We start from the raw sequence: 12521 nt of genomic DNA on the forward strand, positions 1-12521 counted from the left end.
CAACGGTCCAGGATGCCTTTCGTTCTTGCCTTGCGAGCGGGGGCGCAAAGTCCAGCCTTCTGGACCCGGACGGCGCCAAGTCCAGCTTCCTGGACTCCGGTGACGGTCCGGTGACAGCAATCCTCCGTCAACATCCTGATTTCCAAGGCACCGTAAGCCACCGCCGTCACGGGCGCCGTTGGCACGCCCGCTGCAATGCTGTCGTCGCCTGAGAGCGGGGAGACGGAAATGTCGGGTTGCAACAAGCTTACGGAGAGCGGCCGCCGCTTCTTCCTGGGACGGGGGGCGCTGGCGGTGGCTGGCGCGGCGGCGGCCTCCACGGTGCCGCAGGCGCCCGCCAAGGCGACACCGGCCCTGGCGCGCGTGGCGTACCCGGTCAGCAGGCTGGGCAACATGCGCGACCTGAAGGTCAACGAGCCCATGGACATCAGCTACCCGGACGCCGACAGCACGGGCGTGCTCATCAAGCTCGGCACGCGGGTCGAAGGTGGCGTCGGCCCGGACGGCGACGTCGTCGCCTTCTCGAACCTCTGCCCACACAAGGGCTACCCCATGTTCTACCAGGCCGACGACCGCACCCTGAACTGCCCCGGCCACTACAGCCGCTTCGACTGCGAGAAGGGCGGCCTGCAGGTCTGGGGCCACGCGACCCAGAACCTGGCCCAGTTCCGCCTGCGCGTGGACGCGGGTGGCGACATCCACGCCGAGGGCGTGGACGAGCTGCTGTACGGCCGCCACTCCAACGTGCTGGCCTGAGGAGGGCGGGAACATGGCTTACAAGCGCAACATCGACCGCCTGCCGATCCCGCCGCGGGACGCCAAGGTCAACAACGTCGTCTGCCACTACTGCATCGTGGGCTGCGGCTACAAAGCCTACTCCTGGCCCGTGAACCGCCAGGGCGGCCCGGCGCCGGACGACAACGCCTACGGCGAGGACATGCGGGGCCAGCTCGGCGCCGACAGCGCCGCCTGGGCGGCGCCGTCCATGTACAACGTCGTCCGGCACAACGGGCAGGACGTCCACATCGTCATCAAGCCCGACCACGACTGCGTGGTGAACTCCGGCCTCGGTTCCATCCGCGGCGCCCGCATGGCCGAGATGTCCTACTCCACCGTCACCGGGACGCAGCAGGCGCGCCTGACCGACCCGCTGGTCTGGCGCTACGGCACCATGTCGCCCGCCTCCTGGGACGACAGCGTCGCGCTGGTCGCCGAGGTCACGCGCCGGGTCATCGAGGAGCAGGGCGAGGACGGCCTGCTGGTCTCCGCCTACGACCACGGCGGAGCGGGCGGCGGCTACGAGAACACCTGGGCGACCGGAAAGCTCTACTTCCAGAGCATGAAGGTGAAGAACATCCGGATCCACAACCGTCCGGCCTACAACTCCGAGGTGCACGGCTCCCGCGACATGGGCGTGGGTGAGCTGAACAACTGCTACGAGGACGCCGAGCTCGCGGACACCCTGTTCATCGCGGGCGCCAATTCCCTCGAGACCCAGACCAACTACTTCCTGAACCACTGGGTGCCGAACCTGCGCGGCTCGACGCTGGACAAGAAGCAGAGCCAGCTGCCGAACGAGCCGCACGCCGCCGCCCGCATCATCGTGGTGGACCCCCGCCGGACGGTGACCATCGCGGCCTGCGAGGCCGAGGCGGGAAAGGAGAACGTGCTCCACCTGCGCATCAACAGCGGCACCGACCTCGTGCTGTTCAACGCGCTGTTCACCGAGATCGCGACCAAGGGCTGGGCCGATAAGGCGTTCATCGCCACCAGCACCAGCAACTACGACGCCGCGATCGGCGCCAACCGCACCACGGTGGAGGAGGCGGCCCGGCTCACCGGTGTGTCGGCGGAGGACATCCGCAAGGCGGCGGCCTGGATCGCGGAGCCCAAGCAGGGTGGCGCCCGGCGCCGCACGATGCTCGCATACGAGAAGGGCATCATCTGGGGCAACGACAACTACCGCACCAACCAGTCTCTGGTGAACATCGCCCTGGCGACGGGCAACATCGGTCGCCCCGGCGGCGGCTGCGTCCGCCTCGGCGGTCACCAGGAAGGCTATGCCCGCCCCTCCGACGCCCATGTCGGCAAGCCCGCCCAGAACGTCGACGAGCTCCTCATCGGCGGCAAGGGCGGCATCCACCACGTCTGGGGCTGCGACCACTTCAAGACGACCCTGAACGCCTCCGAGTTCAAGCGCGCCTACCAGCGCCGGACCAACATGGTGAAGGAGGCGATGGACTCCGTCCCCGCCGGTGACCGCGCCGCCCAGGTGGAGGCCATCATGAAGGCCATCCGCGCGGGCGGCCTGTTCAGCGTGGACGTGGACATCGTGCCGACCCAGATCGGCTCCTGCGCGCACGTGGTCCTCCCGGCGGCGACCTCGGGGGAGATGAACCTGACCTCCATGAACGGCGAGCGCCGCATGCGCCTGACCGAGCGCTACATGGACCCGCCGGGCAACGCGATGCCGGACTGCCTCATCGTCGCGCGCCTGGCGCAGGCCCTGGAGCGCTCCTTCCGCACGGCCGGGAACGCCGCCGTGGCCGACCGCTTCCGGGGTTACGACTGGAAGACGGAGGAGGACGCGTTCATGGATGGCTACCACCAGCACGAGAAGGGCGGCGAGTTCGTCACCTACGCCCGGCTTCGCGCCATGGGCACCAACGGGTTCCAAGAGCCCGCAGTCGGGCTGGAGACCACCGGCGCGGTGGCTGGTGGCACGACCACCGGCGCCTCGCCCGGCATGGTGGTGCAGGGGCCCGGCATAGAGGGCGCCCGCGGCCGCGAACCCGTCCAGCAGGCGGCGCCGGGCGCCGGTGCGACCGGCACACCGGCGGCGACCACCGGCGGCAGCGAGCGAATCCTTGGGACCAAGCGCCTCTACGCCGACGGCAAGTTCAACCGCCCGGACGGCAAGGCGGTATTCGCCGCCACCCCATGGCGGGGGCTGCAGGCCCAGGGCAAGCAGGCAGAGAAGGACTCGCAACGCTTCCTGGTGAACAACGGCCGCGCGAACCACGTCTGGCAGTCGGCCTACCTCGACCAGCACAACGACTTTGTTCGCGACCGCTTCCCGTACCCCTACATCGGCATGAACCCGGATGACATGGGCGAGCTGGCGCTAAAGCCGGGCGACCTCGTCGAGGTCTTCAACGGCAACGGCGCCACCCAGGCGGTCGCATGGCCGGAGGGGGGCCTCGGCCGCAACCAGACCTTCATGCTGTTCGGCTACCCGACGGGCGTGCAGGGCAACGTGGTCAGCAAGGCGACCAACGAGTTGGTCATACCAAACTACAAGCAGACCTGGGCGAACATCCGGAAGCTCAGCGACGCCCCCGAAGCCGTCCGCCACCTGTCTTGGAAGACCCAGGAGTACCGGGCCCAGACTTGAGATCGGGCACCCTGCGACGCGGCCGCCCGGCTGCGTCGTCACGCTCCCCCTGCCATTGGAGACCCCATGCGAGTCCTTGCCTCGGCCCTGCTCTGCGTGCCGCTCCTCGCCTTCCCGGCTCTCGCCCAGACCGTCCCGTCGGGCGAGCAACTGTTCCGCAGCCAGTGCGGCGCCTGCCACGGCGTGGACAGCCGCAACCGCGTCGGCCCCGGCCTCGCCGGAGTGCTGGGCCGCCGCGCGGCAGCCGTCGAGAGCTTCCGCTACTCGAACGCCATGCGCACAAGGGCGGCGGAAGGACTGACCTGGGACGAGGCGACGCTGCACGCCTACTTGCAGGCCCCCAAGCAGGTCGTGCCCGGAGGCAGCATGTCCTATGTTGGCATGAAGGACGAGGCACGCCTGAACGCTTTGCTGGCCTATCTCAAGGAGAATGCGGGGTCGTGACCACCAGCCTCGCGCCCCGCCCCGCATGCTCCGATTGCGACCTGCAAGCGGGCCTTGTGGACGTCGAGATCGCGCGCGCACGGCTTCTCGCCGACGTCCATCCGGTGCGGGGCGTCGAGCTCGTTTCATTGTCGGCGGCGGCCCGGCGGGTGCTGGCGAATCCTGTACTGGCGACATCGGACATGCCGCCGTTCGACCGCGCCGCCGTGGACGGCTATGGCGTCGGCGGGCCGGGGCCCGGCCCCTTCCAGGTCGTCGGCTACCTTCCGGCGGGCGCGGGTGGCCTGCCGCGTGTGGGCGCCGGTGAGGCGGTGCGCCTGCTGACCGGCGCCGCCGTCCCCGAGGGCGTCTGGGCGGTCGCGATGCAGGAGGGCTGCCGGGTGGACCCGCACTCCGGTGTCGCGTCGCCGACGCTCCTGCAGGATGCCAACATCCGCCGCCGGGGTGAGGATTTCCAAGCGGGCGAGGCGGTGCTGGAGGCGGGCACCCGGCTCGACCCGCGCCACCTCGCGTTGCTGGCTGCGGTTGGGGTGGGCGACGTCGCGGTCCGGCGCAGGCCGCGGGTCGCCGTGCCCTCCGCCGGTGACAAGCTGCTCGAGCCGGGCATGCCGCACGCGCCGGGCGCCATCCACGACAGCAACCGCCCCATGCTGGCCGCCTTGCTGCGGGGCATGGGCGTCGAAATCCTTGGCCTGGGCCTGCTGCCTGACCGGCGATCCGACATCGCGGCCGCCCTGGAGCGGGCGTCCGGGTGCGACGCCATCGTCGCCTCGGGCGGCGTGTCCGGCAGCGAGGCCGACCACTTGCTGGGCGCCCTGCATGACGCCGGTGGCCACGGCTCCTGGTGCGCCGTGGCGCTGAAGCCGGGCAAGCCACTGGTGTTCGGCGGCATCGGCACGGCGCGCTGCCTGTTCCTGCCCGGCAACCTGGTGGCCGCGCTGGTTAGCGGCATCCTGTTCGGGCGCCCGCTGGTAGCTCGGCTTACCGGGGCTGTGGACGGCGGCCTGAAATCCTTGCCAGCGCGCCTGGCGTCCGGCTGGGACCGGAAGCCGGGGAGGGAAGAGTTCGCCCCCGCGATGGTCGGGCCGGACCTCGTGGTCGAGCACATCAGCAAGCCAGGGTCGGCGCGACTCATGCCGCTGGTAGCGGCCGATGGCTAGGTCAGGGTAGGTCGAGACGTCGGGATGCTGCGGGCCGGGGACGCGGTCGCGTTTCTATCCCTAGCGGGAATCCTAAACGGGTAGGATGGCGCCCGTGCTCCTTCGTTGCCGCGGCGGTTTCGCCAGGTTTCGGAGGGCAGGGACTCCGGTGTTGCGTTCGGGTGTTTGGCAGCCTCTGGTCGATAGCCGCCTATCCGCTTCGGAAGGTGAGGCAGGGCAAAGCGGACCCTCCCTGCTGAAGGTCTCGCGATGGATGCCCTGCCGATGGCATGCGCCCCCAGTAAGTCCGCGGGCGCCGCACAAACACCATCAGCGCGCGGGCTGCAGCACCGGCGCAGAGGGTGCCGGAGGGTTGGCCTCCAGTTCGGCAATCAACTGCTTCATCTCGCCGATCTCCCGCACCTGGGCCGCGATGATGCTGTCGGCCAGTTGCCGGACGTGCGGGTCCCGGATCCGCGCCCTCTCGCTGGTCATGATGGCGATGGAGTGGTGCGGGATCATCGCCTTCATGTAGGCCACGTCGCCCACCGTCTGCTGGCTCCTGACCAGCCACAGCGACCCTGCGAACACCAGGACGCTGGCGCCGAGGATGGCCATGTTGGCGGTCCGGTTCCGGTACATGCCGAGCATAAACAGCAGCATGATGACGGCCATGGTCGCCCCCATCACGAGGGCCATCCAGGTCCGGGTCTGGCTGTAGAAGACGTGCTCCAGGGCATAGGTGTTCAGGTACATCAGGCCGAACATGACCACGGTCGACACCAGGATCATCAAACCGAAACGTGCGTAGCTCATGGCGAAGCCCTTTCTGGCCGCTGGCCGGGATGGCCCGGCTTCAGCGACAGGTCTCGATTGGCAGGAGCGCGACCAGTGCCCGCAGGCACCGGTCGCATTGGAGGCGGTGAGCCTGGCTAGACAGCCCCCGCTTGAACTCAGGCGATCGGGCCGCCGCTCTCCGGGAAGACGTACCAGGAGCCGAAGTCGCCAATGCCCTCCACGAAGCCCGGCGCCTCGGCGAACATGAAGTCGCTCTGCCGCAGGTCGTCCTTGGCGATGCCCTCGAGGAGGATGGACCCCGCGAAGGTGTCGTCCTCGCCCATGCCCCAGCCGACCAGGGCGCCCCCGGCTGTGTCCTGAATGACGACATCCGCAGGCTGGATGCCCTCCATGAAGGCGATGTGGTCGAAGGCGCCTTGGGCCTCGCCGGTCGCCTCGAAGTCCAGGACCACGTCGTGGCCGCTGTCCATCGACACCATGAAGGCGTCGGCGCCGGTGCCGCCGACCAGGGTGTCGTCGCCCATGCCGCCGTTCAGCATCCCGTGCGCGGCGCCCTCGTCGAGGTAGTCGTTCCCGTCGCCGCCCATGAGCTCGTCGGACTCCGCCCCGCCGAAGAGCCTGTCGTCGCCAGCCTCCCCCGTCAGGCGGTCCATGCCGTCGCCGCCCGCCATGGTGTCACGGTCGTCGCCACCCTGGAGATGGTCGTCCCCGGCCAGGCCTGAGATGGTGTCGTCTCCCGCCAGTCCGAAGATGGTGTCCGATTCCGACGACCCCGTCAGGGTATCGGCACCAGCGGTGCCGCGGAGGACGGCGTTCCCCTCGATGTCGAAACTCAAGGTGCGGTTATCGAAGACGTGGTCGGCCAAAAGGTCGAAGATGGCACCGGCCTGTGGCTCACCGGATACCTCGGGGCCCGCAACGCTGGGCGTCGGTGCCTCGTCGGCTGGGCCGTCAGGCACCCGCAGGCCGGGAGGCAGGTCGGCCGCGTCGCCGAACATGAAGTCGTCCTGCGCCAGGTCCGCCTTGAAGACGCCTTCCAGCAGGACTGAACCCCCGTCCCAACTGACCTGGACCCCATCTGCGGTGTCCGCAAAGGCAAGGTCTGTCCACTGGAGGCCGTCCATGACCGCCAGGTGGTCGAACATGCCGGGACCGGCGGTGAAGTCCTTGATGACGTCGTGGCCGCTCATCCGGCCGATCATGAAGGCGTCCGGGCCGCCTCCGCCAACCAGGGTGTCGTCGCCCATGCCGCCGTCGACGGTGCTGTGCCCCTCACCCTCGTCCAGGTGGTCGTTCCCGGGGCCGCCGCGCAGCGTGTCGGCGCCAGGGCCGCCGTAGAGGGTGTCATTGCCCTCGCCACCTTCGACCTCGTCGTCGCCCATGTTGCCGGAGACCACGTCGGCGCCCGCACCGCCGTGGAGGACATCGTCCATGCCGCCCCCGCCAATGCGGTCGTCGCCTTCGAGGCCCCAGGTGAACTCGGCGCCGTCGGTGCCGCCCAAGGTGTCGGCGCTCTCATCGCCGAAGGTGACGTTGTGGACGTGGCCACCGGCCTCGAAATCGAAGTGAAGCCCGCCCAGCGTGCCGTGCAGGGTGTCAGCCAGCCGGTCCGTGAGGTTCGTGAGCAGGCTGCTGAGATGTTGATTCTGGCTCATGCCGACGCTCCGTCAGAACGTTTTGATCTGCACGGGAAGCGTTTGCTTCCGGTGGAGGTGACAAGGACCGGACCCGCTGTCCGGTCCTTGTCCCGGCGTCAGGCGCTCATCTCGCGGCAGGACGCGGCGCACTTGCGGCACTGCGCGACGCAGTCCTCCATGCCACCCACGGCCTCGCAGCTTTTGGCGCACTCCTCGCAGATCTCGGCGCACTCGGCACAGGTGTGCTTATGGTGGGGCGTGCCGATCAGCATCATGTCGGCAGAGGTCTGGCAGATGGTGGCGCAGGCCATCATCAGCCTGAAGTGATGCGGCTCCACGTGCTTGCCGCCCGCTTCCAGGCAGTGGTTCATGGCCGTGCCCAGGCAGGTGGAGTGGCAGCGCAGGCATTCCTCGATGCAAGCCTGCATGGCGGGGGTCATCTGATGCATCTTTCTTCTCCGTTAGGATGTCCGTGAGGCGGGGTTCGCCAGCCTGCTCGGCAGGTCGGCTGCCCAATTGAGGTGACGAGCGTGGGTGCGGGCGCCCGTTGGACGGAGGGCTCGGCCATGCTCCGCCTTCCGCAGGCCCTGGGGCTCTGCGGAGACGCTCAGGACGCCTTATCGGGGTGGTGGAGAAGGAAGGTCGGAGAAGATGCCCGCGATCGAAGGTGGCGGCATGGCAAAGAAATCGCTGCCGCTGACCAGGAGCGTGACCTGCGGGCTGACCGGCGGCAGGAGGGCAGCGCCGCTCCCGCAGTGCCCGATGACGCAGCAGCCTGGCCGGACGGCATCGCCGTCGCAGTTCGGGCAGCACTTCTTGCCTGCCGTCCTTGCCTTCGCAGCCGGACCAGACATCCGGGCATGGTGGGGAGCGGGCGTGGCGTGACCAGCGTACGCGGACGCCTGGGTGAGGGCCGCAGGGGGGGACGTCGGGGACATGGCGTTATGTGCCACCGCAGGCACAGCAAGGATGGACACGCATATGGCGAGCACCAAAGCAGTCACAGCCTGGATCGCGCTTTCCGTCCAGCGCATCGGTTCATCCGCCCTACGAGCCTTCGCCAGTAAGCGTCCGTCTGCCGGATGGTTTCCTATTCGGCTTGCGAAGAACGCGGCACATCGGAGATTTCCGCACCTGCGCTGCCTCGCTTAACCTCGCTTCGAATGCGACCACGACGCCTGGAGCTGCGGGGCATCGCAGGCCGGATGTCATTGCTGTCGCCTTGCAGCACCGGCGTGCTCGCCCTGGCGGCCGGGGGCGAGCACGCCGATGCCTTCACAGGACCAGGCGGGCCTAATCCTGCAAGCGGACGGCCCGCAGGCGCAGCGCGTTGCCGATGACCGAGACAGAGCTCAGCGCCATGGCCAGGGCCGCCACGATCGGGCTGAGCAGCAGGCCCAGGACCGGGTACAGCACGCCCGCCGCCAGGGGCACCCCGGCCGCGTTGTAGACGAAGGCGAAGAACAGGTTCTGCCGGATGTTGCGCATCACCGCGCGCGACAGGAGCCGCGCCCGCGCGATGCCCGCGAGGTCGCCCTTCACCAGGGTCACGCCCGCGCTCTGCATGGCGACGTCCGTCCCGGTGCCCATGGCGATGCCGACGTCGGCCTCCGCCAGCGCCGGGGCGTCGTTCACGCCGTCGCCCGCCATGGCGACGACCTTCCCCTTGGCGCGGAGCTCCCGGACGATGCGGTGCTTGTCCTCGGGCAGGACGTCGCCCTGGAAGTCCTCGATGCCGAGCCTGCGGGCCACCGCCTCCGCCGTCGTGCGGTTGTCGCCCGTCAGCATGACGATGTGGATGCCGCTGGCGCGCAGGCTCTCCAGCGCGGCGGGCGTGCTCTGCTTGACAGGGTCGGCCACCGCGATGACGCCGCCCGGCCTGCCGTCCACGGCCAGGAAGAGCGCCGTGCCGCCCTCACGCCGGAGCTCGTCGGCCCGGGTGGCGAGACCACCCAGGTCGACACCAAGCTCCTGCATCAGCCGCGCGTTGCCCAGCGCGACTTGGCGCCCCCCCACCGTGCCGGTCACGCCCTTGCCCGTGACGGACGCGAAGTCGGCAGGCTCGCGGAAGGCCATGCCGCGTTCCTTGGCGGCGGCCACGACCGCGGCCGCCAGCGGGTGCTCGCTGGACCGCTCCAGGCTGGCGGCCAGCGGCAGCACCTCGGCCTCGGTCAGGCCGGGTGCCGGGACCACGGCCACGACCTTGGGCTTGCCCTCCGTCAGCGTGCCGGTCTTGTCCACGACCAGGGTGTCGACCTTCTCCATGTGCTCGAGCGCCTCGGCGCTCTTGATGAGCACGCCCGCGGACGCGCCCTTGCCGACGCCGACCATTATGCTCATGGGCGTTGCCAGGCCGAGCGCACAGGGGCAGGCGATGATGAGCACCGAGACGGCCGCGATCAGCCCGTAGGAGAGCGCGGGACTCGGGCCCCAGGCTGCCCAGGCGACGAAGGCCAGCGCCGCCACGGCGATGACCGCCGGGACGAAGTAACCGGAGACCGTGTCGGCCATGCGCTGGATGGGCGCCCGACTGCGCTGCGCCTCGGCGACCATGGCGACGATGCGGGACAGCATGGTGTCGGAGCCGACCTTGCCCGCCCGCATGACCAGCGCGCCGGTGCCGTTCACGGTGCCGCCGATGACCTTGGACCCCGGCGCCTTCTCGACCGGCAGGGATTCACCGGTGACCATGGACTCGTCCACGGCGCCGCTCCCTTCCAGCACCGCGCCGTCCACCGGCACGCTCTCGCCCGGACGCACCCGCAGCCGGTCACCGACGCTCACCTCGGCCAGCGGGATCTCCTCGTCCTCGCCGCTTTCCTTGAGGCGCCGCGCCGTCTTGGGCGCCATGTTCAGCAGGGCGCGGATGGCGCCGCCAGTCTGCTCGCGGGCGCGCAACTCCAGCACCTGGCCGAGCAGGACGAGCACCGTGATGACGGCGGCCGCCTCGAAGTAGACGGCGACGGTGCCGTCCATGCCGCGGAAGCCCTCGGGGAAGACGCCAGGCGCGAAGGTCGCGACCAGGCTATAGAGGTAGGCGGCGCCGGTCCCGAGGGCGATCAGGCTGAACATGTTCAGCCTGCGGTTCCTGAACGACTGCCAGCCGCGCACGAAGAAGGGCCAGCCCGCCCAGAGCACGACCGGCGTCCCGAGCAGGAACTGGACCCAAACGGAGACCCTGGGCGGCACCAGGTGATGGATGCCGAGGCCCGGGATGTGGGCGCCCATCTCCAGGACGAGGACAGGAAGGGTCAGCACCAGGCCGATCCAGAACCGCCGCGTCATGTCGGCGAGTTCCTCGTTGGGCGCGGCCTCGGCAGTAATCTCCAGCGGCTCCAGGGCCATGCCGCAGATGGGGCAGTTGCCCGGGCCTTGCTGCCGGATCTCCGGGTGCATGGGGCAGGTGTAGATGGCGGCCTTCTGCGCAGCCGTCGGCGCGACAGCCTTCTCCGGCTTCAGGTACCTGTCCGGGTGAGCCTCGAACTTTCCCTTGCATCCAGCCGAGCAGAAATGGAACGCGGCGCCGCCGTGGTGGGCGTGGTGCGGCGTCTTGGCAGGGTCAACCGTCATCCCGCAGACCGGGTCGCGCACCAGAGTCTGGTCGTCGTTAGCTGGCGTATGAGCGCCGTGACCATGGTGATGGTGGTGATGCTCTCCCATCTGCGGGACTCCTCCAAGACTGCTGTGCTCGACGTTCGGTGCTCTAGGAGGTGGGGTTTCCCATTGTGGGAAGGTCAAGGGCGCCGATCGGACACCCTGCTGGCCTTGACCTTCCCATAGTGGAAAGCCCCACCTGTTGGACGGTCATTGAGGAGGAGAGCACGATGTACCGCTTCGACGTTCCCGGCATGAAGTGCAGTGGCTGCGCCAAGAAGGTAGAGGGCGCCATCAAGGCCAAGGACACCGCTGCCGAGTTCAGCGCTGACGTGGAGAACAGGCGGGTGACCGTGATCTCCTCGGTATCCCAGACGGAGCTCGCCGCGGCCATCCAGGAAGCGGGCTACGCCAACCAGCCCGTGCCCGCCTGAGCTTCCCGGCAACGAGCTGCGCCGGACACCGTAGCCGGAGCAGGCTGCTCCGGCGACTGTGATGCCGTCCTGCGCCAGCGTCGGCCGGTGCTACATGTGATGCCGGACGTGCGGGTTGCTCATCACCTCGGCCGTCTTCGCACCGTAGTGGTGGTCGGGCTGGATGTAGGCGACGCCGCTCGATTCTCCGCCAGTCGGAACCGGAACGCCGGGGACCGGGTGCGCGGCGCCGGGATCGAGGTAGCGAATCCTCAGGTTTTCCCCGCCCCCGGCAACGGCGACACGCCCGCCACCCACGACGTTCTCGTCATGGCCGGGCGGGTAGACCACGGCAAAGTTCTCGCCCTGCCCAACAACCTCGATGGGCCCGTTGGCGTGCGCTACCGCGGCGGAAGTGCCGATCGCCGCAAACAGGGAGAGGGCGAAAAGCGCGGATTGGAAGCGGGGTGTCATAGCGAGATCCTCAATCAGGTTTGCCGTTTCTCGTCCGGCACCTGGAGAGGATGGGCCGCCACTGTGTCAGCCCGCTTGCGCCATCTTATCAATTGATGTCAGCGGAACTGCACCCCGGCTTCCACGCGGTGCGAGGCGGGACGCCCTGGGGCGTCCCGCCCCATCTCGTCAGTGGTTCATCATCTGACAGTGCTGCATCATCTGCTGCATCTGCGGCGACATCGTGCCCTGCTGGGCCTGCGCCCGCATCTGCTGACAGTGCTGCATCATCTGCTGCATGTTCATGCCTCCCATGTTGTGACCCTGCATGGAGCCCATGCTGCCCTGGGCGGCGGACGAACCCGGCGGCGTCGTGGATGTCGGAGGCAAGGACATCTGCGACGAGGTCGGGGTCGCCGCAGGCGGGCCGCCGGGCTGCGCGCAGGCGGCCACGCCGAGCAGCAGCGTTGCAGCCAATGCGACCTTCCCGATCGCCTTCGAAGTCATGTGGACCATGTGTCCTCCTTGAGATGGCAGGGGTTCGGCAGGCGCCCCGGCCCGCCTCGGCGGGCTGGGGCGACGACGTTGCACGGCGAGCAGGCGGTCACAGGGGGTGACCGACGCGCCTTGCATGACGTGGAACGGCAGC

12 protein-coding genes are annotated in these 12521 nt (G+C 69.1%); 6 read left to right on the top strand and 6 right to left on the bottom strand.

Annotated elements, in window-relative coordinates; all coding sequences use genetic code 11:
- Nucleotides 1–228 precede the first annotated feature (228 nt).
- From CR165_RS15365 to CR165_RS15380, 4 genes are all read left to right on the top strand, one after another.
- A complete protein-coding gene (locus CR165_RS15365; RefSeq protein ID WP_099095885.1) occupies nt 229–756 on the top strand; it encodes an arsenate reductase (azurin) small subunit in 528 nt (175 codons plus the stop codon).
- 13 nt (nt 757–769) lie between these two features.
- On the top strand, nt 770–3394 hold the full coding sequence (locus CR165_RS15370; protein ID WP_099095886.1) for an arsenate reductase (azurin) large subunit: 2625 nt from the start codon (nt 770–772) through the stop codon (nt 3392–3394).
- 66 nt (nt 3395–3460) lie between these two features.
- Entirely contained in the window at nt 3461–3838 is a 378-nt protein-coding gene (locus CR165_RS15375; protein ID WP_099095887.1) for a c-type cytochrome, read from the top strand.
- On the top strand, nt 3835–4998 hold the full coding sequence (locus CR165_RS15380; protein WP_099095888.1) for a molybdopterin molybdotransferase MoeA: 1164 nt from the start codon (nt 3835–3837) through the stop codon (nt 4996–4998). Before CR165_RS15375 ends, CR165_RS15380 begins: the two co-directional genes overlap by 4 nt.
- A 309-nt stretch (nt 4999–5307) precedes the next feature.
- Here the strand turns inward: CR165_RS15380 and CR165_RS15385 are convergent, their stop codons facing one another.
- The 3 genes from CR165_RS15385 to CR165_RS15395 form a co-directional block, all read right to left on the bottom strand.
- Entirely contained in the window at nt 5308–5793 is a 486-nt protein-coding gene (locus CR165_RS15385; protein WP_099095892.1) for a DUF305 domain-containing protein, read from the bottom strand.
- A gap of 137 nt (nt 5794–5930) precedes the next feature.
- The gene (locus CR165_RS15390; RefSeq protein ID WP_244311088.1) at nt 5931–7430 is read right to left on the bottom strand and encodes a calcium-binding protein; all 1500 of its coding nucleotides are present in this window, start codon (nt 7428–7430) and stop codon (nt 5931–5933) included.
- A gap of 98 nt (nt 7431–7528) precedes the next feature.
- Nucleotides 7529–7861: a four-helix bundle copper-binding protein gene (locus CR165_RS15395; protein WP_099095893.1), complete on the bottom strand. Its 333-nt coding sequence runs from the start codon at nt 7859–7861 to the stop codon at nt 7529–7531.
- Nucleotides 7862–8063: 202 nt separating this feature from the next.
- Between CR165_RS15395 and CR165_RS24560 the strand changes: the two genes are divergently transcribed.
- Entirely contained in the window at nt 8064–8297 is a 234-nt protein-coding gene (locus tag CR165_RS24560) for a hypothetical protein (protein WP_099095894.1), read from the top strand.
- Between the two features lie 408 nt (nt 8298–8705).
- Here the strand turns inward: CR165_RS24560 and CR165_RS15400 are convergent, their stop codons facing one another.
- Nucleotides 8706–11072 carry a heavy metal translocating P-type ATPase gene (locus CR165_RS15400; RefSeq protein WP_109517863.1) on the bottom strand — a complete coding sequence of 789 codons (2367 nt, stop codon included), beginning with the start codon at nt 11070–11072 and terminating at the stop codon, nt 8706–8708.
- 164 nt (nt 11073–11236) lie between these two features.
- On the opposite strand from CR165_RS15400, the gene CR165_RS15405 reads away from it, so the two are divergent.
- A complete protein-coding gene (locus CR165_RS15405) occupies nt 11237–11440 on the top strand; it encodes a heavy-metal-associated domain-containing protein (RefSeq protein WP_099095896.1) in 204 nt (67 codons plus the stop codon).
- Between the two features lie 90 nt (nt 11441–11530).
- Here CR165_RS15405 and CR165_RS15410 read toward each other — a convergent pair whose 3' ends face one another.
- Nucleotides 11531–11893 carry a hypothetical protein gene (locus tag CR165_RS15410; protein WP_099095897.1) on the bottom strand — a complete coding sequence of 121 codons (363 nt, stop codon included), beginning with the start codon at nt 11891–11893 and terminating at the stop codon, nt 11531–11533.
- Nucleotides 11894–12061: 168 nt separating this feature from the next.
- Nucleotides 12062–12388 (bottom strand): hypothetical protein, encoded by a 327-nt coding sequence (locus tag CR165_RS15415; protein WP_109517864.1) that lies wholly within the window; start codon nt 12386–12388, stop codon nt 12062–12064.
- Nucleotides 12389–12521: the final 133 nt, after the last annotated feature.

It is taken from the genome of Teichococcus aestuarii, assembly GCF_003116135.1.
Taxonomy (GTDB): Bacteria; Pseudomonadota; Alphaproteobacteria; order Acetobacterales; family Acetobacteraceae; genus Pseudoroseomonas; species Pseudoroseomonas aestuarii.